This is a genomic window from Rhizobium sp. TBD182 (assembly GCF_001950375.1).
In the GTDB taxonomy this organism is placed as follows: Bacteria; Pseudomonadota; Alphaproteobacteria; order Rhizobiales; family Rhizobiaceae; genus Agrobacterium; species Agrobacterium tumefaciens.
This window is the reverse complement of the sequence record NZ_BDLN01000007.1, coordinates 42,675-65,906: the sequence shown is the minus strand read 5'-3', so window position 1 is coordinate 65,906 and position 23,232 is coordinate 42,675. Positions and strand designations below refer to the sequence as shown.

Genomic DNA, 23,232 nt, shown 5'->3' with positions numbered 1-23,232 from the left:
ATTTAGCGAATGGGAAAACGCCTTGCGGAAAAGACCCATGGCGCAAAAACGCCGCAATTGCTAAGGGTGAGGGATGATCACATTTCGTCCCGCCAACGCTCGCGACACGGCCCGCATCCTTGAAATATGGCGTAAGGCCGTAGACGCTACCCATGATTTTCTTCACAGAGCGGATCGCGCCGCAATCGAGGAAGAAGTGACGGCTTTTCTTCCCGAGGCCGCTTTGATGCTAGCCGTCGATGCGTCGGATAAGCCTCTCGGGTTCATGTTTCTGCATGAAGGGCACATGGAAGCGCTTTTCATCGATCCGGATTATCACGGCAGAGGCATCGGCAAGGCGCTCGTGCAGGCAGCGCTTACCGCACACCCCGCGCTGACAACCGATGTCAACGAACAGAATACGCAGGCCATGGGCTTTTATCGCCGGCTCGGGTTCAAGCCGACGGGACGCTCCGACCTCGACGGGCAGGGACGGCCCTATCCGCTCGTCCATCTTGGGTTTCGCGCAACCGAACAATAAGCCGCGGGGACATGGCTCATCTGGGGGGAGCAAGCCACGAACACCATCATCCGTTTCGCAACCGAGGATTTTCGGCCCGAGCACCGCTTCGACCAATGGCGCGAAGTGCGCGGCAAAAGCCTGTTTGGCGTAACGATCGAGCTTGCGCCGGATCGCCGCCGGGCCTTCAGCGGGTCTTTTCAGGCGCGCTCTGTCGCAGGCGCCGTCGTAAGCGAAATGCGCGCTTCCTCATACCGGGTCAACCGCACGGAAGCCGATATTGCCCGCATTGCCGGCGACAGCCTCTGCATTGGCTTGCAGGTGAAGGGTTCGGGGTTGCTGCATGCCGGTCGAGACAGGATCCATGCCGTCAGCGGCGGTGATTTCACCATCAACTATTCGGACTTGCCCTATGACGCGATACCCGGCGGTGAGGCGGATTTTCACTACAAGATGCTCAAGATCCCTGTCGACGACGAAGTCATGCTTGGCCGACCGGCTGATGACTTGTTTGCCACGCGTTACGCCGACAAGACCGCCTTCTCCCGGCCGTTCCGGGCGCTCTTCAACGCGCTGAACGCCGAACGCGGCAGGCTCATCGATCCCGTGCGCGATGTGACGCATATCGCCCGATTAGCCATGACGGCGCGTGGACGGCTTTCGCCTGCAATGCCGGAAGTGCGCGCCGCACTCCGCACCGGGCTTTGTTATGCGGCCCAGGACATCATGATGCGCAAAAAGTCCTGGCAGAACCTCACGCCTGCCGCAGTGGCAAAGGAACTGGGCATTTCGCTTCGGCAACTGCACGTCGTTTTCGAAGGCGCGGAGCTGTCTTTTTCCCGCACGCTCGCCTCCATGCGGATCGAGGAAGCGCGACGCCTGCTGCTGGAATCTCCCGCCTTGCCAATCACGCAGGTCGCGTATGGCTGCGGCTTCGACAGTCTTCCAACCTTTTACCGGGTGTTCAGCGGCACCTATGGCATGACGCCCGGCGAAGCCCGCGCCACGGGCATGCCGACGGCCTAAACGTGTCACCTCTGCGCGCAATGAGAAGACGCCTCATCCCGACCCCTGTAAGGCCGATGGATCATCCAATCCTCATTACACTCCGCAAGGAGGGTGGTGCCGGCAATTCGAGGAGCGCTGCCCATGACCAATTTTTTCGATTTCGCGATCTCCGGGTTGCCGGACGCCTCTACCGTTGGCCGCAGGCTACCACCCAGCGAAATCGACCGGTTGCTTCAAACGGGTGCTTTCGCGGCAGCACTACGGCTGCTGGCGGGAAGTTTCATCACCCTCTACGAAGGTTCACCCGACATGACCGCGCTTTTCGCCACGCGCCAGAGCCGGCTTCTTTGCCACGCGCTGTTGGCGCTCTATTTTCAAAAGCGCAAGACCAGAACGGACGAACCCGCCCTGACGCGGGAAGATTTCGGCCAACTCGCGCTCCAACACGGCCTTGCAAGCCATGATGTCGCCTATGCCTTCTTCAAAGAGGCGCTGAAACGCGGCCTGACGAGACCGGCGCACCAAGCCGGCGAAAAGCCGGCCGATGGCGTGGTGCCTTCACCGTCCACCCTGGCGATGCTTGCCCAATGGTACGACGTGCATTTTCAGGCGCTGGACCTCATCGATGAGGGGTTCAGGGCCTCTCGGTTCATCGAGCGGTCCGAAACCATGCTCGCACACATCCATCCCCGCGTGGCGCAGGCGCTGCTTTCCAATCCGGAGGTACGTTGCCCGGGCCCGCTGTCCATCATCTTCAACTGGTTCGACGCGGGCGGGCTGCTGATGGACCGCCTGATCGCCGGGATCGACTGGGAAAAGCCGACAGAACAGGGCAGACACCTGACGGATGTGAAAACAGCATCGCAACTGGCGGCATCGCTCTCCCTTTCCCGAATCCATGTCAGGCGCAAGCTTGGCGCGGCCGAACTGATCGGCGGCATCGGCTGGAGCGGACGGAAGGGGCGTTCCGCTCTCTGGATCTCCACGGGCTTTTACGAGGAATATGCCCGCATGCAGGCACGTAAACTCCTCATTCTCGACGATGCCTTTATGGAGACAATGTAAGGTTTAAGAACCGGCAGACGTGCTATTTATTGATGGTTATGAGCGATATCCATTGACAAACTTCAGGACTGCGGCTCTTCTACAGGGCATGCGTGGGATGTTGCGAACATCGAAATTGACGGCACTGCTGTTTCGACTGGTGATGATATTGTCACTGGCGGGATACAGCGTTTCCACCGTCAATGCCGCAATGCATGGTCCCGATACCGCGGAAATGCAGACCACCCAATCCGCCATCATGATGGATCATGGCGGTTCGGCCATGATGTCCAGCGACCACCATAATATGGATACGGCAGACCACGACAGCGGCGTCAAAAAGCCCGTGAAGCCGGAATGCTGCAACGATTTCTGTCTCGGCATGGCGGTACTGATTGCGCATGACGCCCTTGGCGGACCAGTCGTCAATTCCATCCGTTCCTTCCTTGACGACAGCAAGACCGTGGGCCAGATCCCGCTGCTTCACCGTCCACCGAATATCTGAACAGGCAAAGCCCGCCTCTCGGGCAATGATCGTGCGTGAACGGCTTTAGCGCCGTCGCGCCGTTGCATCTCCTGTTCGGAAATTACCATGAACCCTATCTACATCGTGGTTGCAGCGCCCCTTTTGCTGGGCGGCTGCACAGCCACATCCTCGATGAACGAGGCCGCCTCGTATGAAGACGCGGCAAACCCGTCGCTCGGCGTCACCCCTCTGCGTTATCAGACACCGGTCACAGGTTACTCGCACCGTGCTCCGGTGGACCCGAAGCCCTGGCGTAATCAGAACGATGCGCAGGCTCCGAAAGGAGACGCATCATGACGCTACGCGTGATCAAACTCACGGCCGTCCTTTCCGTCCCGCTCGTTCTTGGCGGCTGCGTCACGGCCACCGACTACACCTCGAAGAACGCAGGCTTCACCACCGTTTCGGCCAGGGCGACCGAGGCGACAGGAAAGCAGACTGTCTGGATACAGAACCGGGCCGAGGCGCAGGCAACCGCAACCCGCGTCAAATCGCTGATGTCAGCGAAAACAATCGATGTCGAGACGGCGGTTCAGGTCGCGCTCCTCAACAACAAGGGCCTTCAGGCGGCCTATGCCGATCTGGGTGAATCGGCCGCAACCGCCTGGCAATCGACCATGCTGGTCAATCCGAGGGTCGGCATCGGATTGACGGGGATCGGCACTCCGGGGCTCCGGGCCTACAAGGCGATCGAGGGTGTGATCGTCACCAATATTCTGGCACTGGCCACGCTCAAACAGAATGTCGAGATTGCCGATACCGGCTTCCGAAAGGCGCAGCTCGCAGCCGCGCTGAAGACGTTGCAATTGGCGGCAGATACCCGCCGCGCCTGGATCACGGCGGTTGCTGCCTGGGAAAATGTCGGCCAGCTGGCGCAGGCCCAGACAGCCGCGGATGCCGCCTCGGAACTTGCGAGGAAGCTTGGCGAAGCAGGCTCGCTGAACAAGGAAGGCCAGGCTCGCGAGCAGGTCTTCTATGCCGAACTGACCGGCCAGATCGCCAAGGCGCGGCTTGAAGCCCGGCTTGCGAAGGAGGAACTGACAAGGCTGATGGGCCTGTGGGGCGCGGACATAGACTACTCCATCCCCAACCGCCTGCCCCAGCTTCCAAAGGATCTGGCCAAACGTGAGATGATCGAGGCTGAGGCGCTGCAGCGCCGGGTGGATTTGCAGATGGCGAAGCTCGATCTGGAATCGACCGCCCGGTCGTTCAAACTCACAGAAGCCACCCGATACGTCACCGATCTAGAACTTCGTTCCGGCTTCGAGACCGAACGCGAACTTGAAGACGGCGAAAAACACAAACAGACGACGGGCAATGCCGAGCTGGAATTCGTCATTCCGATCTTCGATTCCGGTCGGGCAAGAATGCGGGAATCCGAACTCGCCTATATGCGCGCAGCAAACCTGCTGGCCGAAAAAGCGGTCAATATCCGCTCCGAAGCCCGCTCCGCCTATCAGGCCTATCGCTCGAACTACGACATCGCCCGGCACTATCGCAACAGCGTGGTGCCGCTGCGGACCAAGATCGAGGAGGAGTCGCTGCTGACCTATAACGGCATGGTCACCAACACCTTCGAACTGCTCGCCGACAGCCGCGAAAAGGTCAATTCGAACCTGCTCGCCATCAATGCCAAACGTGACTTCTGGCTCGCGGAAGCCGGCCTTGCGCCCGCCATCTACGGCGGTGGCGCGGGTACGGCAGGCGCGGAGACCGAAGTTGCCGCCACTGGTGGCGGCAGCGGTGGCGGACACTGAGAGAGGAAACGACCATGTTCAATAGAAGAAACTTTCTGGGCGTCGGCGCCGCAATGGTCTCCACGGCGGCCTGGGCAAAGACATCGAATAGCAGCCTGCCGGAAGCTGCCGTGATGGAAACGGCAGCAACGCAAGCCCCCGTCAAGCCCACTACCGGTCCCGATTACAATCCGGTCGTCACCCTCAACGGCTGGACCCTGCCTTTCCGGATGAACAATGGCGTCAAGGAATTCCACCTTGTCGCCGAGCCAGTGGAACGCGAGATGGCGGAGGGCATGACCGCCCGCCTCTGGGGCTATAACGGCCAGTCACCCGGCCCGACCATCGAGGCCGTAGAAGGCGACCGGGTGCGGATTTTCGTGACCAACAAGCTGCCGGAACATACAACGGTGCACTGGCACGGCATGATCCTGCCATCAGGCATGGACGGTGTCGGCGGCCTGTCGCAACCGCATATCCCCGTTGGCAAGACCTTCGTCTACGAGTTCGATCTCGTGAAGTCCGGCACCTTCATGTACCACCCGCATTCAGACGAGATGGTGCAGATGGCGATGGGCATGATGGGCTTTTTCGTGGTCCATCCAAAGGACCCGACCTTCATGCCTGTTGATCGCGACTTCGTGTTCCTGATCAACGCCTTCGACATCAATCCCGGCTCCTACGTTCCGAAAATCATGACCATGACGGACTTCAATCTGTGGTCATGGAACAGCCGGGTATTTCCGGGCATCGATCCGCTGGTGGTCTCCAAGGACGACCGGGTGCGTGTCAGGGTCGGCAACCTGACCATGACCAACCACCCGATCCACATGCACGGCTATGATTTCGAGGTGACGTGCACGGATGGCGGCTGGGTGCGGCCCGAGGCCCGGTGGCCGGAGGTCAGCATCGACATCCCCGTCGGCGCCATGCGGGCCTATGAATTCGACGCCAAATATGTCGGCGACTGGGCGATCCATTGCCACAAGTCGCACCACACGATGAATGCGATGGGACACGATGTCCCAACCTTCATCGGCGTCGACAAGAAGACCGTCACCGAAAAGATCCGCAAGGTGCGGCCGGAATACATGCCGATGGGTACAGCCGGCATGGCCGATATGGGCGCGATGGAGATGGAAATCCCTGAGAACACCGTTCCCATGATGACCGGCTGGGGTCCGCACGGCCCCATCGAAATGGGCGGCATGTTCTCCGTGGTGAAGGTCCGCGAAGGCATTTCCGCGGGCGATTACTCAGATCCCGGCTGGTACCAAAACCCGCCCGGTACCCAGGCCTGGGAATGGACCGGCGACGTGCCGGATACCGAAAAGACCAATGATCCGAAAACACAGATCACGCCGAAACCGATGAAACACGGCTGATCGTGCAGACCATATCCCCACCAGAACCAAGGAAAAATTCGATGACCAGACTGAAACTTGCACTGCTTCTCACCGCTCTTGCCACACCCGCCTTCGCATCGGGCACCCACGGCGGCGGCCATGAAGCGATGGCGATCGGCGAACCCGGCGACAAATCCAAGGTAACCCAGACCATACAGGTCACCATGAAGGAAACGCCTGATGGCAAGATGCTGTTCACGCCCGCCAAGTTCGAATTCAAGAAGGGCAAGACCGTTCGCTTTGCCGTGAAGAATGTCGGCGAGCTGGACCATGAATTCATTCTCGACGAACAGAGCGCAAATCTGGAGCACAAGGCCGCCATGGCAAAGGCCCCGGAGATGGAACACGACAATCCGAACGCAATCAGCCTTGCGCCGGGCGAAAGTGGCGAAATTATCTGGAAATTCACCAATGACGGCATGTTCGAATTCGCCTGCCTGAAGCCCGGACATTACGAGGCCGGCATGCGCGGCGATCTCAAAGTTTCGGCCAAGTAACCAATCGAAAAAAGGAATCTGACCATGAAGACGATCGTTAAAATTACCCTTGCAGCCGCTCTGTTGCTTACAGCCCCCTTTGGCGCATTCGCACAGGAATTCACCAAGGGTACGGTGAAGAAGGTCGACGCTACCGCCAAGAAAGTCACCATCATTCATGAGGAACTGAAGAACCTCGACATGCCCGCCATGACGATGGTGTTCCGCGTCAAGGACGATGCCCTGCTCGCCAAGCTCAAGGAAGGCGCGAACATCGAGTTCATCGCCGAACGTGCGGATGGCAAGCTGGTCGTAGCCCAGGTGAAATAAGGCAGTCCTCGTCTGCACATGCCCGTACCAGACCACAGGCACGGGCATGTGCGATTTGAGCAGGCGGCGGACGAACCCCGAACACAAATTTATTGCTCAGGGCATGACCTTTGTTCGGCGCTATGCCGTATTCCCATGAATTAGCGCAGAAACGCAGTGTCGATTGTGTCCGCATGCTTCGTGAACAGCCGATGCAGTGAGAGGAACACGGCGAGCATCAGTGGCCATGCAATCAGGACATCGGAGAGAAAATGTGCGCCCATAGCTGCCCTGTTTAGGGAGCAAAGCACGATGAACGGCATCAAGATCGCCGTGGCGCTCAGGCGGAATTTTTCCGGCAGGAAGATGATGAACGCCAGCAGGGCGATTGCGGACGCGCTTTCGCCGGACGGAAAGGAGCAGTTGCGCGAACAGCTGCCATCGAGGGAAAGAACGGGCGTAAAAAACAAATCTGCCCCGAATTCACTGATATGCCGCGGTCTGGCACGTCCGAACAGGTTTTTCAGCACATGCACGGTCGCACCCGGCCCAAGCGCATAAAAGGTGAGAACAAGTAGCAGTTTGTGAGGGCGGATGGCACGCCGCACGCCGGAGACAAATGGCGTTGCAAGGAGCAGGCAGACAAGCGTGGACAATAAAATGGCGGGAAGTGCGCGGTTCAGATCGCGGACGGAAATCAAGAATTGATCCTCGCCAAGACGAAAACCATCTGTCCAGAACCAGCGACTGGCGTCAAGATCGATATCCGGCCTGACAGTGAAGAAGACCATCATTGCAAGCGTGGTCGAAAGCGCGAGCAGAGATGGGCTGCCGGAAACCCATGCGAAAGTCTGGCGCGCCGTGGGGATGACGGCAAAGCGGAACTTCGGCTTTTCGGGCCGGCCTGGCCATTTCTGTTCGGTCTTATGGGAGAGATACTGGTGCATGGCCAGCTTTCTTCCGTAGAAATGTCAAGGTTCTGCGGAGGAAGTCCCAAGACTGAGAGGAAAAGCGTGCCTGCCGCATCTATCTCGTGAGACGGCTCTTGCCCGGCGCTTTGCGTCGGCTTAGCGTCCCGGCAATAAAGCGGTAATATCAGTAAGTTCGTAAGGTCAGCATGGACAAAGGTCTCATTCTCATCGTCGAAGACGACCCCGACATCATGCAGATTCTGGACGCCTATCTCATTCGTGACGGATACAGAACCGTTAGAGCCGGGGATGGCGAGACGGCCATGACGCATTTCTCCATGCTGCGGCCGGATCTCATTCTTCTCGACATCGGGCTACCGAAGCTCGATGGCATCGATGTGCTGACACGCATCCGGCGGGAGCGTGATACGCCGATCATCATGGTCACCGCCCTTGCCGAAGATATGGACAAGCTGACCGGTCTGCGCCTGGGTGCCGACGACTACATCGTCAAACCTTTCAACCCGCAGGAAATGGTCGCCCGGGTAAATGCCGTTCTAAAACGCTCGCGTCAGCCAACTGGCGGAGGGATCCTGCGTTTCGGCGCCATCGAAATAGATACCGAAGCTTACATCGCGGCTGTTTGCAGCGATGCGGGACGAACCGTTCTGCCGTTGACGCTCAGCGAATTCAGAATTCTTGCCCATATGACGCGTCGCCCCACCTATGCCTTTCAGCGGGCCGATCTTCTGGATGCCTGCCTGCCGGAAAGCGATGCGCTGGCACGCACGGTCGATACGCACATCGCCAATCTGCGTAAAAAACTGACGGATCACGGTGCTGGCGGTTATCTGGTGTCGGTGCGCAGCATCGGCTACCGACTTGCCAGGGAGCAGACATCATGAGGTTCCGGCGGCTCCGCCTGCGCACGATGACGGCGATCACAATCACCACAATGCTCATCTTTGCGGTTGCGTTGGTCTATTTCGGCGTTTCCTGGTATTCGGACACCATTGAGGAGCGCATCCTTGCCCAACTGTCGCCTGATGCCGCCAAGGCTTTCTCGGATATTGACCGGGGCGTGATGCCGGATCAGCGCCAGCTTCAGGCCCTTATCGAGGTTTTACCGGGCCTGGAGGACCAGGCAGATAGCGAACTTCTCAAATCGGTGTTCCTCTTCGGATTGCTCGGTGTCTTCCTGTGCAGCTTGCTTGGTTATTTCATCTCCCGGCGCATTGCAGCACCTCTCGGCGAACTTGCCGACGCGGCGCGGCGCATGGCGACGGGCGACTTCAGCGGAGGCGCAAAGATCAAGGCGAGCCGCATCGCCGAAGTCGGATTTCTGGTCGACAGTTTCGAGACTTTGACGCAGGAGCTTCAGATGATGGAGCGCCGGTTGAAGTTCAACACCATGGCGGTAGCCCACGAGCTGCGCACCCCGCTGACCATCCTGCAAGGCCGTTTACACGGCATTGCCGATGACGTCTTTCCGCTCGACAAGCAGGCCATTCGCCACCTAATCGGCCATGTGGAAGGACTTGCGCGTCTCGTCGACGATCTGCGGACGCTTTCGCTGGCAGAAACCAACAGTCTCGTTACGGAGATGCGGCCACTCGATCTCGCTACCGAATGCGCGGCCGTGGCGGAGGCGGCACGGCCTCTTCTCGAAGAGGCAGGAATTCGTCTCGATATGTCGCTGCAGACGGCTCCAATTAGCGGCGACCCTCAACGCCTTCAACAGCTACTGCTCATCCTGATGGATAATGTACGCCGCTATGCGGCGAGCGGGAAGAGCCTCTTCTGCTCGACCGGAGTCCGGGAAGGACGTCCCTTCATAACAATCGAAGACAAGGGGCCGGGTTTTCCCCCCGGCATCGAGGCACACGGCATCGAACTCTTCTGGCGCACAGAGCCGTCGCGTGCACGTAAGACCGGTGGCACCGGCCTCGGCCTGTCGATTGCTCGAGCGATCGCAAGCGCGCATGACAGCGATTTGCAGATAGATCCGCGACAAGACGGCGGAACCGTCGTCACGGTTCTCTTCAAGGCGGCCTCCTGAAAAATCCCGGCGAGTTGATGCTCTCCCATGCGCGCTGACGGTGTGCTTCGTTGGGGCTTATTCCAGGGTTTCACCGCGCCAGGACTGCTGTCGGGAATAAGGTGATCGCAAATTTTCCCTACGCCGAATTATTTTCTATAAAATAGATAGAAAAAGAACGACCTGTCTTTCTTGAGGCGCTCCTCATGCCTAGTTTAGCTGTCATCATTGGTCGCCGTCAGGGAGGACCGATGTTGAGCGAAATCCCGTATCGATCCAGCAAACTGCACCGCTGCAATTGATACTGGCGCATTATCGGCCCGGTAGAATTGGAGGAAAAGGTGACACGATACGTTATCATTGGCGCAGGCGCGGTTGGCGCAAGCCTTGCCGCACAGTTCGAGCTTTCCGGCATCAAATATGCTCTGGTCGGACGCGGCGCACAAATTGCCTCCATCATTGAACAGGGGCTGAGCTACCAACGCCCCTCAGGCACGCAGCAAATAAGGCTGAACGCCTTCGACGTATCCGCTCCGCCGGACCTGGCGCCCGACGATATCCTGCTGCTGACCGTCAAAACGCAGGATGCGGCAGCCACTCTGGCAGACTGGTCATGGCGACAGGTATCCGGCGTGGAAGGTCTAACAGCCACGCAGTTGCCGGTGGTTACCTTTCAGAACGGTCTGGCGACGGAAGCGCTGGCGCTCAGGACCTTCGCCAATGTCTACGGCGCCAGTATTCTGACCCCTGCCCGGTTTACACAAACCGGCGCGGTTGCGGCGGCCGGCAATCCGCAGGTCGGCGTGGTCACGATCGGGCGCTTCCCGGCCGGTTCCGATGAAACGGCGAAGGAGATTGCCGCAGACCTCACACGCGCCAATTATCTTGCGGAAACCAGCAGCGATATCCGCCGCTGGAAATCGGCAAAACTGCTTCATAACGTCCGCAACGCGCTGGATCTGTTCGACGGAGAAGACGATCTGCGAGCATCGATTGCCGAAGCGCTGGTCAATGAAGCCCGCCAGACGCTTGAGATAGCAGGCTACAATCTCGCCTCTCCCTCTGAACGGGCTGTCGATATTTCAGGCTGGAGCATCGCTCAAAACAGCGGCATTCAGCCCGGCCAGCAATCGACCTGGCAGAGCTTTGCCCGGGGCGCTTCCAGCGAGGTCGACTTTCTCAACGGTGAGATTGTGCTGCTCGGCCGTCTGCATAACGTCGCGACACCGTATAACGAGGCTATCCAGTCTCTTGGCGGCAGGCTGGCGCATCAGGGCGGCTTCTCGAAGGCGGTGCCGCTTGACGCGATCCTTTCTTTTGTCGGGCAGCTCCACGAGCGCGACAAAACCGGTCTCGCCGCCGCGCAATGATGCGTGCGACCCGTTCTTCCCATGAAACCACCAAGCTGAAGCGATAAAATGAGAGAAGCCATTCCAGACCAGATTCTCACCGCCGCCGGCGCGCTGTTTTATACCGAAGGTATCCGGGCGGTCGGTATCGACCGCATCATCGAAGAAGCGAAGGTCGCAAAAGCTACTCTCTATCGGCATTTTCCGTCCAAGGATCATCTTGTCGCGGCCTATCTTCAGGATCGCCACGATCGTGTCATTCGCTCGCTGAAGGATGTTCTGACGGCGACGATTGATCCAAGGGACCAGCTGCAGGTGATTTTCGAGCGGCTTTACGAGAAGGCCGACAGCCCTGAATTCAGGGGCTGCGCCTTTGCACTCGCGGTTGCCGAACACGGCGATTCCGAACGCGTCGTCACCGTAGCTCGAACCCACAAAAGAATGGTGCGGGATATTTTCGAGACCGTCATGTCTAAAGCGGGGGTGCGACTGGATCAGGCCGCCTCCCACCTTTCGCTTCTTTACGAAGGCGCACTTGCCACGGTCGCGGTCGGGCGCGATCCGCATGCCGTACTCATCGCCCGGGACTGTGCGCTCTCGGTGTTCGATCTCGCCACCGGCAAGATATCCTCAGGAGACAAGATATGACCAAGACCATCGACTACTTCTTCGGCATCGGCTCCCCCTGGGCCTTTCTCGGCCTGGAGCCTTTCGCCGCGCTCGCCGCCGAGCACAACGCCACGATACGGCCCTATGTCATCCCGCTGATCGAGGATAATGGCGCCATCTACTCACGCAACCGTCCGGAAGCGCGCCGCGCCTATTGGACGAAGGATTTGAAGCGATGGGCGGCGTTGCGCGGCAAGTCCCTTAACTTCGACAATCGCGCCGCCCTTTCCGATCCCACGCCGGCCGGCTTCATGGTCATTGCCGCGATCGATGCGCGCGAGGACTGGTTGAGGCTGACCAAGGCGCTTCAGGAAGCTTTCTGGGAAGGAGGCCAAGATATTGGCAATGCCGAAGTTCGCCGCGCAATCGCTGACAAAGCTGGTTTCGACGGTGCGGCGCTGGACGAACGCGGCGGAAGCGATGCCGTGGAAGACATCCGGAAAGCCAATTATGAGGCCGCAAAGGCAGCCGGTGTGTTCGGGCTTCCGACATTCCGCTACGAGGACGAACTGTATTGGGGACAGGACAGCCTGCCTTTCCTCGAACGTCATCTCAAGGGCGAAAAACTGGCCGCCTGATCCCAGCCGAAAACCGGGTGACTGTCACGCCGTGGCCGCAACCCGGCCATGGCTCTCTCCAGACCATTCCCGTGGAGTTTCTCATGTCTCTTTTCCCGCCCTCTTCGCGCGGAGTATCGCGATGAGCGCACTGCCTCCCGCTCTCTCGAACGCTTTGCGCAACCGTTTCGGCGAGCGTTTTTCCACCGCGCAGGCATTGCGGGAACAACACGGCCGTGGCGAATCCCACCATACGCCGGCGATCCCCGATGCCGTCGTTTTCGCCGAGAGCACGGATGATGTGGCGGAAACCGTGCGGCTTTGCGCCGCTGAAGGTGTTCCCGTCATCGCCTTCGGCACCGGCACTTCGCTCGAAGGCCATCTAACGGCAGTGCGTGGCGGTGTCTCGGTCGATCTGTCGCGCATGTCGAAAATCGTCCGCATCAGCGCCGAGGATCTCGATTGCACGGTGGAGGCCGGGGTCACGCGCGAGCAACTGAACACACATCTGCGCGACATGGGCCTGTTCTTTCCGATCGATCCTGGCGCCAATGCGTCTATCGGCGGCATGGCCGCAACCCGCGCTTCCGGCACAAACGCCGTGCGTTACGGCACAATGCGAGAAAACGTGCTGTCGCTGACAGTCGTCTTGCCCAACGGCCAGGTCATCCGCACCGGCGGGCGGGCGCGTAAATCATCAGCAGGTTATGACCTAACGCGGCTGTTCGTCGGCTCCGAGGGGACGCTCGGCATCATCACGGAAGTGACGTTGCGACTCTACGGAATTCCCGAAACCATCTCAGCTGCACTTTGCTCCTTCGAAAGCGTCGAACAGGCTGTTGCGGCAGCCATTACGGTCGTGCAGCTCGGCATTCCAGTTGCGAGAATGGAATTAATGGACCGTGGCCTGATCGAGGCCGTCAACGCCTATTCCAGTCTTTCCCTCAAGGTCGAGGACACGCTCGCCTTCGAGTTCCACGGCTCGCCTGCTGGCGTGAAGGAGCAGGTCGAGATGGTCGCTGCCATAGTGGAAGATAATGGCGGCAGGGATTTCGAATGGGCGAATGCGCCGGAGGACCGCAACCGCCTGTGGAAGGCGCGCCACAACGCGTTTTACGCCGTGGTCTCGCAGCGCCTGAACGCCAAGGGCTGGTCTTCCGATGTCTGCGTGCCGGTATCCGAGTTGAGCGGCTGCATCGTCAGGACCCGGGAATTGCTACGCGACTGCAGCGTGCCCGCCGCCATTCTCGGCCATGTCGGCGATGGCAACTATCATGTGGTCTTCGCCGTAGATCCTGCAAATCAAACCGAACTCGACGAGGTGGCGGCAATCAACAAGAAGATGGTGCAGCACGCCATCTCGGTTGGCGGCACTTCCACCGGCGAGCATGGGGTTGGCACCGGCAAGATCGCTTATCTGCGGCAGGAACACGGCGACGCGGTGGACCTCATGGCGATCATCAAAAAAGCCATAGATCCGGCTGACATCATGAACCCGGGCAAGATCCTGCCGAGCCAAGACTTGCCCAGCCGCCGAGAAACGCTTTGACCGTGCGGGATTTCGCAGATGGATAATTACAAGACCCACAGCTCCCACTGGGGCGCCTTTTCCGGCAGCTACCGGAATGGCAAGCTCGATATCCGTCCACATCCGGACGATCCACACCCCTCGCCCTTGCTCGCCAATCTGCCGGCAATCGCCGATAGCGCCGCGCGCATCCGGCGTCCGGCGGTCAGGCGCGGCTGGCTGGAGGGAAAACCGGGCAACGCGCAGATACGCGGGGCGGACGACTATGTGGAGGTCGATTGGCCGCAGGCGGCGGACCTCGTCGCGAAGGAGCTTCAAAGGGTTTACGGCGATTACGGCCCACAGGCCGTGTTCGGCGGCTCCTACGGCTGGTCGAGCGCCGGACGTTTCCATCACGCGCAAAGCCAGGTCCACCGTTTTCTGAACACGCTTGGCGGATATGTGCGCTCCGTCAACACCTATAGTTCAGGCGCGGCGATGGTCATCATTCCGCATGTGCTCGGACCCTACGATCATTTCGACCGCAAGAGCGTTACCTGGGATGCAATCGAGCGCAGCAGCGAATTGATCGTCGCCTTCGGCGGCATGGCGATAAAGAATACGGACGTGCATGGCGGCGGCAACAGCGTGCATATCGTGCCACAGAAGCTGAATGGCGCACGCGCACGCGGCGCGCGATTCGTGCTGATCAGCCCGCTAAAAGACGATTTTCCGAAAGACCTCAATGCGGAGTGGCTGCCGGTCATACCCGGTACCGATGTCGCGCTGATGCTCGGACTTGCGCATGTTCTCGTCACCGAGGGCCTGCACGATCGGGCGTTTCTTGACCGCTATGCCGTCGGCTATCAGCGTTTCGAAGACTACCTGCTCGGCCGGACCGATGGTGTGGCGAAAAGCCCCGAATGGGCTTCCGGGCTCTGCGGCATCGGCACGGAAACTATTAGGGAACTCGCCCGCACCATGGCGCGCGCGAGAACATTGATCACTGTCAGCCATTCGCTTCAGCGCGCCGATTATGGTGAGCAACCCGTCTGGCTAGGGATCGTTCTTGCCGCCATGCTCGGTCAGATTGGCCTCGACGGCGGCGGATATTCCTATTCCCTCGGCGCTTTGGGCAATGTCGGCAAGAACCTGCTGGCCGTTCCCCTGCCGACACTTAACCAGTTCAAAAACCCGGTCGCGGATTTCATTCCGGTCGCGCGCATCGCCGACATGCTGCTCAATCCTGGTGGGGAATTTCACTATAACGGCCAGAGGATGCACTATCCCGATATCCGCTTGGTTTACTGGGCGGGTGGTAACCCGTTCCACCACCATCAGGATATCAACCGACTACGGGCAGCGTTCAGACGGCCCGAGACCATCATCGTGCACGAAACCGCATGGACATCATCTGCGCGGCATGCCGATGTCGTGCTGCCGGCGACGACAACTCTGGAGCGCGACGACATTGGCGCCGCCGACCGCGATCCTCTGATGATCGCGATGAAAAAGCTGATCGAACCGGTTGGTGAGGCGCGCGACGACTACGAAATCTTCTCCGAGATCGCGCGCCGGCTCGACAAATTCGAAACCTTCACCGAAGGCCGCAGCAGCCGGGAATGGCTTGCCTTCCTCTATGAAACAACGCGTGGGGCGCTTGCCGCCGGTGGGTACGAGGCTCCCGATTTCGAAACGTTCTGGGAACGTGGAGAGATAGGTCTGCCGCTCAAGCCGGATGACGGAGGGCCTGCGCGTGCCTTCCGTGATGATCCCATAGCCTTCCCTCTGAAGACACCATCCGGTAAAATCGAAATCTTCTCCGAGACGATCGAGGGTTTCGGCTATGACGATTGCGGCGGCCATCCGCAATGGTATCCCGGCAGGACGAAACCGGAAGACGAAGCGCTCTATCCGCTGCATCTGGTCTGCAATCAGCCGCATCAGCGTCTGCACAGCCAGCTCGACTATGGCGCCTTCAGCCGCTCCACCAAGATTAAGGGCCGGGAACCCGTGCGCATCAACCCCGAAGATGCAGCCCGCCGGGGCATTGCCGATGGCGATATCATCAGGCTGTTCAACAGTCGTGGCAGCTGCCTCGCCGCAGCCGTCCTGAGCACGGATGTGCGCAACGGCGTGATGCAGCTGGCAACTGGTGCGTGGTTCGAACCGCATGACCGGCATGCAGAGCAAGCGATGTGCATTCACGGCAATCCGAACATCCTGACGCGCGACATCGGCACCTCGAAACTGGCGCAGGGATCGACCGGTCAGATTACCAGAGTGGAGGTGGAACGTTTTGCCGGTGAGGCGCCTCCGGTGCGGATTTTCGAAAAGATGACATTTGCAAAATAAGTGAGGGACGGGTGTTCCGGCACTACCTGAAAAATCGCACCGCCAACGTATTTCGGGCGTCGGAAAAGCTGATCCTACCACCTTCGGAAACCGCGGCAAAATAATCCATTAATTCGATAGAAAAAGAACAACTGGTCTTTCTCCTTCTGGCCACCCTGCTACGTTAGACATCAAGAACCGAATTTCAAAACAAGGGACCGCGTCATGACCGCACGATGTATCAGCAAGCACGGCCTGCGATCGAACGAGCCGTCAATGGCTGAAAGTAACGGCTAAGCCGTAACATCGGTCGGACCTTCCAAGAGGTAACGCAGGCACATTTTTCCCGATTTCAGGACATTGAAACCACCGGCAAGGCTGTCGTGTGAAGCCTTTCGTGTGCCCGCAAAAGATCAGCCAGAGCGGCGATAGTTCCTGAAATCACAAAGACAAGAAACAACGCGACCAATCAGGATTTCTTAATGACGATACGTTCTTCGCTTTTTTCCTTCTCCCGTCGGGGTCTGCTGACCACCACTCTCGCAGGGGCAATCGCGCTTCTAACGACGATGGGGCCTGCTCCGGTTGAGGCAGCCGATACCCCACGCAATGGCGGCGACATTACCTTCCTCATCGATTCTCTCGGCGACACCTGGATCCCGAACAACAGCGCCATTTCCAGCTTTCAGGGCCATATCTGGGGCCATGTCGCCGATAAGCTGCTTTATGTCGATGCCGACGGTAAGGTCAGCCCCTGGCTTGCCGAGCGCTGGGAGCAGAACGACAATGCCACCGAATTCACGCTTCACCTCAAAAACGGCGTGACCTTCTCCGATGGCACACCGCTGGATGCAGCGGCGGTCGTCGCCAATCTCGACATCTGGTATGCCGGACGCAAGAGCGAAGGCATCAACCCGATCGGTCTTTTCCCCAAGACCTACGACCATGCTGAAGCGGTGGACGCATCCACGGTGAAGGTCTTCTTCAAGAAGCCGACGCTCGGCTTTATTCCGACGCTCGGTTACCACGGCTCGATCCTGATCTCGCCGAAGACCATCGCCCAGCCCGCCACCCAGCAGGCCGATCTCAGCAAGACTTCCGGCAGCGGCCCCTATGTGGTCGAATCCTGGAAGGAGGGAGATTACGTCAAGCTGGTCAAGCGCAAGGACTACAATTGGGGTCCTGCCGCCGTTGGCCACACCGGCCCGGCCTTCCTCGATTCCATCACCTATAAGCTGGTGTCGGAACCGTCGTTGCGTGTCGCCTCGGTCCAGTCCGGCCAGGCCGATGTCGCCTATAATGCTTCGCCGCAGGAACTGAAGTCGCTGCACGAAGAGGGCTTTACCGTCGCAACGCCGCGTTATCTCGGCTTCGTCAACGGCTGGGCGGTCAACACCAAGCTTCCGCCCTATGATGATGTGAAGGTTCGCCAGGCACTTCAGGCCGGTGTAAATCGTCAGGAAATCATCGACACCGTCTATACGCCGGACTGGAAGCTCGCCACGTCCTTCATCCAGAGCAACGTGCCGGGCGCGACCGACCACAGCGCACTTCTCGCTTACGATCCCGCCAAGGCCGAAAAGCTGCTCGACGAGGCGGGCTGGGTCAAGGGCGCCGATGGTATCCGGACCAAAGACGGCAAACCGCTGTCGCTGACGATCCACTCCAATCCCTATCTCGCGACATCCAAGTCGGTCGATGAACTCATTGCCCAGCAACTCGGCAAGCTCGGTTGGAAAGTCGCTATCCGCGCTTACGACGTCGTGACCTTTGGTGAAAAGGTCAAATTCGGCGGTGCGGCCATCCCGACCTATGAGGTGACGCGCAGCTTCATCGATGCAGGCACCGTCGCCAGCATTCTCACCAACGCCAACAATGGCGAGAACTGGTTCGCCCTTGACGACCGCGACGCGACGCTCAACGGATTGCGCGACAAGATCGCCGGCGCCGGCTCTGTCGACGAGCGCAGCCCGCTTCTCGATGAGCTGCAGAAATATGTGCTTGAGCAGGGCTATTTCATTCCGCGAACGCAGATCGTGCAGAGGATCTACGTGCAGTCCCCGAAGCTGAAGGGCGAAGTATATAACGGCGTGGCTTATGCCAGCTACTACACCGCCTCCATCAGCGACTGATGCGCACAACAGGGCAACGTTGAAGGAGGTCACCGGCATGAGCAATGCCTACCTAACCTACGCCGCAAAGCGGCTTGGCCAGGCGGTCGTCGTCATACTGCTGGCCTACGTCTTCACCTTCGTGGTCGTCAGCATCCTGCCTGGCGACCCGATCACCAGCGTGCTCCGGAACCCGCAAAACGGGTTCACCGAGCAGGAGATCGCGGAAATCATCGCCGCGCAGGGCCTCGACAGACCGGTTCTCGTGCAGCTGTGGTCGTCCCTGTCGGGGTTTCTGACTGGCGATCTGGGCATGTCGATGCGCTCCAACCGGCCGGTGGCGACCCTCATCGCTGAAGTGCTGCCATCGACACTGATCCTTGCATCCACGGGACTCGCCGTCGCCTTGATTCTGGCAATGGCCGTTGCTTACGGAACCCAGGTGGTACCAAAGCGCTACGGCCAGGGATTGCTACGAGCTTTCCCATCGCTGTTTCTCTCGACACCGAATTTTGTGATTGGCCTGATACTGATCCATCTCTTCGGCTTTCAGCTGCGCCTCTTCCGCGTTATCGAACCAGATAGCTTCTGGGCAACGGTGTTTGCCGCAATCACAATCGGAATTCCTTTCTCTGCGCAAATCGCCGAGGTGCTTATAGCGAACCTCGACAGGGAGGCAGAACAGGAATACGCGGCCGTCGCCCGCAGCCGCGGCATCGGACAGGCGCGGCTGTTTGCACAGCATCTGCTCAAGCCTGCCTCGTTGCCCGTCGTCACCGTGATCGCCATCACCGTCGGTGAACTGCTTGGCAATTCACTCATCACCGAGTCTGTCTTTGGGCGAACCGGTCTCGGCAGCCTGGTGCAGCGCTCCGTGAGCACGCAGGACCTGCCTGTCCTGCAAGCGATCGTTTCGCTGGGAGCCGTGGTGTTCGTGCTCGTCAACCTGATTGCCGATCTTCTTTATCCCCTGCTCGATCCACGCGTGCAAATTCTCGGCGCGCGAAAGCCTCGCTTGGCCATTACAGAGGATTCCTCCACCACCACCAAGGCGGTGACACCATGACTTTCGCCTCGAACGCTTCCCTGCCGGGTGCGACCCCTGCAAACAGGCTGACAGGCCTGCGGATACCGCTGACCGTCGCCATTATCGCGCTCGTCGTCGCCTGGTCACTGGCGCCCGGCCTGTTTACCAGTCACAGCCCGGTCGTCGGGGTGCCGACGGACAAATTGCTCGGCCCAAGTCTTGCGCATTGGTTCGGCACCGACCACCTTGGCCGCGATGTCTACGCACGCGTCGTTTATGGCACGTCCTCTTCCGTCTCCAGCGCGCTCGTCGCGGTCGTCATCGGCGTCTTCGCTGGCGGTCTCATCGGGCTTCTTGCGGGCTTTCTCGGCGGCTGGGTCGATATCACACTTGCCCGGCTGGTCGATGTTCTCTTGGCAATTCCAAAGTTTCTGCTGGCGGTGATCGTGGTCACCGCCATCGGTTTCGAGACCATCAATGCCGCCATCGCCACCGGCGTCTCCGCCGTGGCGGTCTTTGCCCGCGTCACGCGTGCGGAGGTCATCAAGACCAGACAGGCGACATTCGTGGAGGCTTCGTACCTGCTCGGCGGCTCGCGCTGGTTCATCCTTCTGCGCCATGTTCTGCCCAACGCGTCACGCTCGGTGCTGCCGCTTGCCGTGTTGCAGTTCGGCGAGTCGATCCTCGTGATCGCAAGCCTTGCCTTTCTCGGATACGGCGACCCGCCGCCCGCCTCCGACTGGGGCCTGCTGATCTCGATCGGCAAGGATTACCTCAAATGGCCGTGGCTCGTATACGCCCCCGCCTTCGTCACAATCGCGACCGTCCTCTCTGTAAACAGGATCAGCCGATGGCTACGCAAGACAGACTGACCACCACTATCGCCCGCCCCGTTACCTTTGCGGCCAGACCGCAGCCGCAGCAGGCTCCTGTCCCGCTTCTCCGGGTCAACGATCTTTCGGTTGCCTATGGAGGCCAGGAGGTCGTCAGCAATGTCGGTTTCGAACTCGGCCGTGGCAAGAGCCTTGCCCTCATTGGCGAGTCCGGTTCCGGCAAATCGACAATCGCCCGCGCGGTCCTTCGGCTTTTGCCAAGCGGGGGACATGCCACCGGCCACGTCACCTTTGGTGATCAGGAGATATTGGGACTGCCAGAGCGCAACTTCCGACCGCTGCGGGGACGCGCCATCGGCTTTGTCCCGCAGGATCCAGGCAATTCGCTCAATCCGGTGCGGACAATCGGCGCGCAGGCCATGGAGGCGGCCGCACTTCTCGACGAGCCTGACAAGGCGATCCGCAAGGCCCTCATTCTCGAGACCTTCGCGCAGGTGGGATTGGAAAACCCGGGTGTTGTCTACGAGTCCTACCCGCACCAATTATCCGGCGGCATGTTGCAGCGGGTGCTCATAGGCCTTGCGGTTCTGCCGCGCCCGTCACTTCTGGTCGCAGACGAGCCAACGTCTGCGCTCGATGTGACGATCCAGAAGCGGATCCTCGATCTGCTCTCGCGGTTGCAGCACGAGCTGGATATCAGCCTGCTCCTCATCACACACGATCTGGCGATCGCCGCCGAACGGGCGGATTCGCTGGTAGTCCTGAAGGGTGGCAAGGTTCAGGAAGCCGGAAGCACCGCATCGGTGTTTTCCGCACCGGCCTCTGCCTATGCAAGGAAGCTGCATGCGGACGTGCCGGCACTCAATCCGGATCGCTACGCCCGGCTGCGCGATCCGGGTTTCCGTCTGCTGAAGGCAGAGTCCACCACGACGCCAAAGATCGCGGTCAATGCCGTCACCAAGAATTTCAGGGTCGGCGACAGGGTGCTGACGGCGGTCAACAACGTCTCCTTCAACGTGCCTGCAGGTACCACCCATGCGCTGGTTGGCGAGTCCGGCTCTGGCAAGACGACAACCATTCGGCTGCTGCTTGGCCTCGAGGAACCCGACACCGGCACAATATCGGTAGCCGGCGAAGAATTGACCGGCCGCTCCCGCACGTCGCTGCGTGCAACCTGGCGCCATCTTCAGTTCGTCTACCAGAACCCGTTTACCTCGCTTGATCCCACCTGGAGTGTCGAACAGCTGGTGCGCGAGCCGCTTGATCGTTTCAAGATCGGAACCCGTGCGGAACGGCTCGAAACTGTTCGTGAGGCTTTGGCCAATGTGGGCTTGAGCGAACACCTTCTCAACCGCAAGCCGACGGCCCTTTCGGGTGGCCAGCGCCAGCGCGTTGCCATTGCAAGGGCGCTGGTTCTCCGACCGGATGTGATCGTGCTCGACGAGCCGACCTCCGCACTTGATGTCAGCGTCCAGGCAGACATCGTCGATGTGCTGCTCTCGCTGCAGGCGAAGCTCGGCCTGACCTATGTTTTCGTCTCCCATGATCTGGCACTGGTACGCCAGCTCGCCCACACCGTTTCGGTGATGCAGCGCGGGCGTATCGTCGAACATGGAACGGTCGTCGATATCTTCGACAATCCGCAGCACCCCTATACCGCGTCGCTGCTGGAATCGATCCCATCCGGTGCCGCAACCATCGCCCGTGCGCCACAGCCGCTGCCCCGGCGGGTTCACGATAAGGAAAAGATCGCATGACCATCGCTGCACCCATCGATACTGCGTCCACGTCTTTCCACCCCAAACAGCGGCTCGGCTTCAATACCCGCGTATCTTTCAGCGACGATGCCGGGCCGGCGCAGGGGCTGCGTGAGGGTATCGAGCTGTTCAAGGCTGCCGAAAAACTGGGCTACCAGTCCGGCTGGGCCTATCAGCGGCATTTCGATCACTATCTGTCCTCGCCACTTCCGTTCTTCGCCGCTGCCGGCCAGCATACCCGGCATATTACGCTCGGTTCTGCGGTCATCCCCATGCGCTATCAGGATCCGATCCTGCTTGCCGAGGCGGCCGGCACGACCGATCTTTTGATTGATGGGCGACTGGAACTTGCCATTTCGACCGGCGCAAACGCCGCCTTTGACGCGGTATTCGGCACGGTCGACACCGATGCCCGCACAGAGGCCAGGCGTCGTCAGGCCCGCTTCCTCTCGGCAATCGCTGGCGATGTCCTGCACCGTGTCGAAGGCGGCCAATCCAACCCGGAGGGCACGGCACTGCGTGTCACGCCGCATAGCCCGACACTGCGTTCGCGCATCCGGCAGGGTGCAGCAAGCATTGCTTCGGCTGTGCAGGCGGCGGAACTCGGCATCGGCCTTATCTCGGGAACCGTCCAGCACGATCAGGCAGAAGGCGAGAGCTTCGGGGAATATCAGGCCCGCATCATCGAGGCCTTCCGTTCCACATGGCGCAAGACATGGACAACGGAACCGCCGCCGGTCGCCGTCGCCGCCTCCATCCTGGTTGGCACCACGGCCGAGCTTCGCGAAAAATACGCCGCCTATGATCTGGAGCGGCGTACCAAGGGTATTGCCGCGTCTCGCCCCAAAGGCGCTCTCGAACAGGCAGCCCAGCCAGCGGGGTTTCAAATTTCGCCCGTTTTTCAGGGCACGCCCGATCAGGTGCTGGAATCGGTATTCAACGATCCGGGCCTTGCAGCAGCCGATGAGGTCGTGCTGTTTTTGCCGCCTGCCTTCGGTCTCGCCGAAAACATACAACTGCTGACCGATCTGGCGGACACGGTGGCTCCGAGCCTGGGCTGGTCGCCCACCTTGTAACCGTTAGGGCACCGAGCGATTGCCACTTCGTGGCAGCGACTTGAAGACGGAAACGCGGC

Annotated in this window: 22 protein-coding genes; 21 read left to right on the top strand and 1 reads right to left on the bottom strand. The window is 59.8% G+C overall.

The window, feature by feature from the left end; translation table 11 throughout:
- Positions 1 to 73 precede the first annotated feature (73 nt).
- From T18_RS19465 to T18_RS19425, 9 genes are all read left to right on the top strand, one after another.
- Positions 74 to 520, top strand: a complete 447-nt coding sequence (locus T18_RS19465; RefSeq protein WP_004431596.1) for an acetyltransferase — start codon at positions 74 to 76, stop codon at positions 518 to 520.
- A gap of 105 nt (positions 521 to 625) precedes the next feature.
- Entirely contained in the window at positions 626 to 1,525 is a 900-nt protein-coding gene (locus T18_RS19460) for a helix-turn-helix transcriptional regulator (protein WP_038494576.1), read from the top strand.
- A gap of 123 nt (positions 1,526 to 1,648) precedes the next feature.
- A complete protein-coding gene (locus T18_RS19455) occupies positions 1,649 to 2,572 on the top strand; it encodes a hypothetical protein (protein ID WP_004431592.1) in 924 nt (307 codons plus the stop codon).
- An 88-nt stretch (positions 2,573 to 2,660) separates the two neighbouring features.
- On the top strand, positions 2,661 to 3,056 hold the full coding sequence (locus tag T18_RS19450) for a hypothetical protein (protein ID WP_038494572.1): 396 nt from the start codon (positions 2,661 to 2,663) through the stop codon (positions 3,054 to 3,056).
- Between the two features lie 87 nt (positions 3,057 to 3,143).
- Positions 3,144 to 3,374 carry a hypothetical protein gene (locus tag T18_RS19445; RefSeq protein ID WP_004431588.1) on the top strand — a complete coding sequence of 77 codons (231 nt, stop codon included), beginning with the start codon at positions 3,144 to 3,146 and terminating at the stop codon, positions 3,372 to 3,374.
- A complete protein-coding gene (locus T18_RS19440) occupies positions 3,371 to 4,834 on the top strand; it encodes a TolC family protein (protein WP_038494569.1) in 1,464 nt (487 codons plus the stop codon). The genes T18_RS19445 and T18_RS19440 overlap by 4 nt, the downstream gene beginning before the upstream one ends.
- Positions 4,835 to 4,848: 14 nt before the next feature.
- The gene (locus T18_RS19435; protein WP_004431584.1) at positions 4,849 to 6,198 is read left to right on the top strand and encodes a multicopper oxidase family protein; all 1,350 of its coding nucleotides are present in this window, start codon (positions 4,849 to 4,851) and stop codon (positions 6,196 to 6,198) included.
- 41 nt (positions 6,199 to 6,239) lie between these two features.
- The gene (locus tag T18_RS19430) at positions 6,240 to 6,716 is read left to right on the top strand and encodes a plastocyanin/azurin family copper-binding protein (RefSeq protein WP_004431582.1); all 477 of its coding nucleotides are present in this window, start codon (positions 6,240 to 6,242) and stop codon (positions 6,714 to 6,716) included.
- Positions 6,717 to 6,740: 24 nt separating this feature from the next.
- Positions 6,741 to 7,025: a copper-binding protein gene (locus T18_RS19425; protein ID WP_004431579.1), complete on the top strand. Its 285-nt coding sequence runs from the start codon at positions 6,741 to 6,743 to the stop codon at positions 7,023 to 7,025.
- 140 nt (positions 7,026 to 7,165) lie between these two features.
- Here the strand turns inward: T18_RS19425 and T18_RS19420 are convergent, their stop codons facing one another.
- Positions 7,166 to 7,951 (bottom strand): phosphatase PAP2 family protein, encoded by a 786-nt coding sequence (locus tag T18_RS19420; RefSeq protein ID WP_004431576.1) that lies wholly within the window; start codon positions 7,949 to 7,951, stop codon positions 7,166 to 7,168.
- Between the two features lie 170 nt (positions 7,952 to 8,121).
- Between T18_RS19420 and T18_RS19415 the strand changes: the two genes are divergently transcribed.
- From T18_RS19415 to T18_RS19360, 12 genes are all read left to right on the top strand, one after another.
- A complete protein-coding gene (locus T18_RS19415) occupies positions 8,122 to 8,820 on the top strand; it encodes a response regulator (protein ID WP_004431575.1) in 699 nt (232 codons plus the stop codon).
- Complete coding sequence (locus tag T18_RS19410; RefSeq protein ID WP_004431573.1) at positions 8,817 to 9,974, top strand: ATP-binding protein; 1,158 nt, start codon at positions 8,817 to 8,819, stop codon at positions 9,972 to 9,974. The genes T18_RS19415 and T18_RS19410 overlap by 4 nt, the downstream gene beginning before the upstream one ends.
- Before the next feature lie 320 nt (positions 9,975 to 10,294).
- Positions 10,295 to 11,323: a ketopantoate reductase family protein gene (locus T18_RS19405; protein ID WP_004431571.1), complete on the top strand. Its 1,029-nt coding sequence runs from the start codon at positions 10,295 to 10,297 to the stop codon at positions 11,321 to 11,323.
- A 48-nt stretch (positions 11,324 to 11,371) separates the two neighbouring features.
- A complete protein-coding gene (locus T18_RS19400; RefSeq protein ID WP_004431568.1) occupies positions 11,372 to 11,950 on the top strand; it encodes a TetR/AcrR family transcriptional regulator in 579 nt (192 codons plus the stop codon).
- Positions 11,947 to 12,549, top strand: a complete 603-nt coding sequence (locus tag T18_RS19395; protein WP_004431567.1) for a 2-hydroxychromene-2-carboxylate isomerase — start codon at positions 11,947 to 11,949, stop codon at positions 12,547 to 12,549. Before T18_RS19400 ends, T18_RS19395 begins: the two co-directional genes overlap by 4 nt.
- Before the next feature lie 121 nt (positions 12,550 to 12,670).
- Entirely contained in the window at positions 12,671 to 14,077 is a 1,407-nt protein-coding gene (locus T18_RS19390) for an FAD-binding oxidoreductase (protein ID WP_004431566.1), read from the top strand.
- 18 nt (positions 14,078 to 14,095) lie between these two features.
- Positions 14,096 to 16,390, top strand: a complete 2,295-nt coding sequence (locus T18_RS19385; protein ID WP_003518075.1) for a molybdopterin guanine dinucleotide-containing S/N-oxide reductase — start codon at positions 14,096 to 14,098, stop codon at positions 16,388 to 16,390.
- A gap of 461 nt (positions 16,391 to 16,851) precedes the next feature.
- Positions 16,852 to 18,501 carry an ABC transporter substrate-binding protein gene (locus tag T18_RS19380; protein WP_003518073.1) on the top strand — a complete coding sequence of 550 codons (1,650 nt, stop codon included), beginning with the start codon at positions 16,852 to 16,854 and terminating at the stop codon, positions 18,499 to 18,501.
- Positions 18,502 to 18,538: 37 nt separating this feature from the next.
- Complete coding sequence (locus T18_RS19375; RefSeq protein WP_003518071.1) at positions 18,539 to 19,546, top strand: ABC transporter permease; 1,008 nt, start codon at positions 18,539 to 18,541, stop codon at positions 19,544 to 19,546.
- Entirely contained in the window at positions 19,543 to 20,379 is an 837-nt protein-coding gene (locus tag T18_RS19370; RefSeq protein ID WP_038494564.1) for an ABC transporter permease, read from the top strand. The genes T18_RS19375 and T18_RS19370 overlap by 4 nt, the downstream gene beginning before the upstream one ends.
- Entirely contained in the window at positions 20,358 to 22,097 is a 1,740-nt protein-coding gene (locus T18_RS19365; RefSeq protein WP_003518066.1) for a dipeptide ABC transporter ATP-binding protein, read from the top strand. The genes T18_RS19370 and T18_RS19365 overlap by 22 nt, the downstream gene beginning before the upstream one ends.
- On the top strand, positions 22,094 to 23,173 hold the full coding sequence (locus tag T18_RS19360; protein ID WP_003518065.1) for an LLM class flavin-dependent oxidoreductase: 1,080 nt from the start codon (positions 22,094 to 22,096) through the stop codon (positions 23,171 to 23,173). The genes T18_RS19365 and T18_RS19360 overlap by 4 nt, the downstream gene beginning before the upstream one ends.
- Positions 23,174 to 23,232: the final 59 nt, after the last annotated feature.

Excerpts from the sequence above, each read along its gene's own strand:
- T18_RS19465 (WP_004431596.1), top strand. The coding sequence starts at position 74 with ATGATCACATTTCGTCCCGCCAACGCTCGCGACACGGCCCGCATCCTT.
- T18_RS19370 (WP_038494564.1), top strand. The coding sequence starts at position 19,543 with ATGACTTTCGCCTCGAACGCTTCCCTGCCGGGTGCGACCCCTGCAAAC.
- T18_RS19375 (WP_003518071.1), top strand. The coding sequence starts at position 18,539 with ATGAGCAATGCCTACCTAACCTACGCCGCAAAGCGGCTTGGCCAGGCG.
- T18_RS19420 (WP_004431576.1), bottom strand. The coding sequence starts at position 7,951 with ATGCACCAGTATCTCTCCCATAAGACCGAACAGAAATGGCCAGGCCGG.
- T18_RS19385 (WP_003518075.1), top strand. The coding sequence starts at position 14,096 with ATGGATAATTACAAGACCCACAGCTCCCACTGGGGCGCCTTTTCCGGC.
- T18_RS19395 (WP_004431567.1), top strand. The coding sequence starts at position 11,947 with ATGACCAAGACCATCGACTACTTCTTCGGCATCGGCTCCCCCTGGGCC.
- T18_RS19435 (WP_004431584.1), top strand. The coding sequence starts at position 4,849 with ATGTTCAATAGAAGAAACTTTCTGGGCGTCGGCGCCGCAATGGTCTCC.
- T18_RS19410 (WP_004431573.1), top strand. The coding sequence starts at position 8,817 with ATGAGGTTCCGGCGGCTCCGCCTGCGCACGATGACGGCGATCACAATC.
- T18_RS19425 (WP_004431579.1), top strand. The coding sequence starts at position 6,741 with ATGAAGACGATCGTTAAAATTACCCTTGCAGCCGCTCTGTTGCTTACA.
- T18_RS19415 (WP_004431575.1), top strand. The coding sequence starts at position 8,122 with ATGGACAAAGGTCTCATTCTCATCGTCGAAGACGACCCCGACATCATG.
- T18_RS19455 (WP_004431592.1), top strand. The coding sequence starts at position 1,649 with ATGACCAATTTTTTCGATTTCGCGATCTCCGGGTTGCCGGACGCCTCT.
- T18_RS19400 (WP_004431568.1), top strand. The coding sequence starts at position 11,372 with ATGAGAGAAGCCATTCCAGACCAGATTCTCACCGCCGCCGGCGCGCTG.
- T18_RS19360 (WP_003518065.1), top strand. The coding sequence starts at position 22,094 with ATGACCATCGCTGCACCCATCGATACTGCGTCCACGTCTTTCCACCCC.
- T18_RS19390 (WP_004431566.1), top strand. The coding sequence starts at position 12,671 with ATGAGCGCACTGCCTCCCGCTCTCTCGAACGCTTTGCGCAACCGTTTC.
- T18_RS19380 (WP_003518073.1), top strand. The coding sequence starts at position 16,852 with ATGACGATACGTTCTTCGCTTTTTTCCTTCTCCCGTCGGGGTCTGCTG.
- T18_RS19365 (WP_003518066.1), top strand. The coding sequence starts at position 20,358 with ATGGCTACGCAAGACAGACTGACCACCACTATCGCCCGCCCCGTTACC.
- T18_RS19430 (WP_004431582.1), top strand. The coding sequence starts at position 6,240 with ATGACCAGACTGAAACTTGCACTGCTTCTCACCGCTCTTGCCACACCC.
- T18_RS19450 (WP_038494572.1), top strand. The coding sequence starts at position 2,661 with ATGCGTGGGATGTTGCGAACATCGAAATTGACGGCACTGCTGTTTCGA.
- T18_RS19440 (WP_038494569.1), top strand. The coding sequence starts at position 3,371 with ATGACGCTACGCGTGATCAAACTCACGGCCGTCCTTTCCGTCCCGCTC.
- T18_RS19445 (WP_004431588.1), top strand. The coding sequence starts at position 3,144 with ATGAACCCTATCTACATCGTGGTTGCAGCGCCCCTTTTGCTGGGCGGC.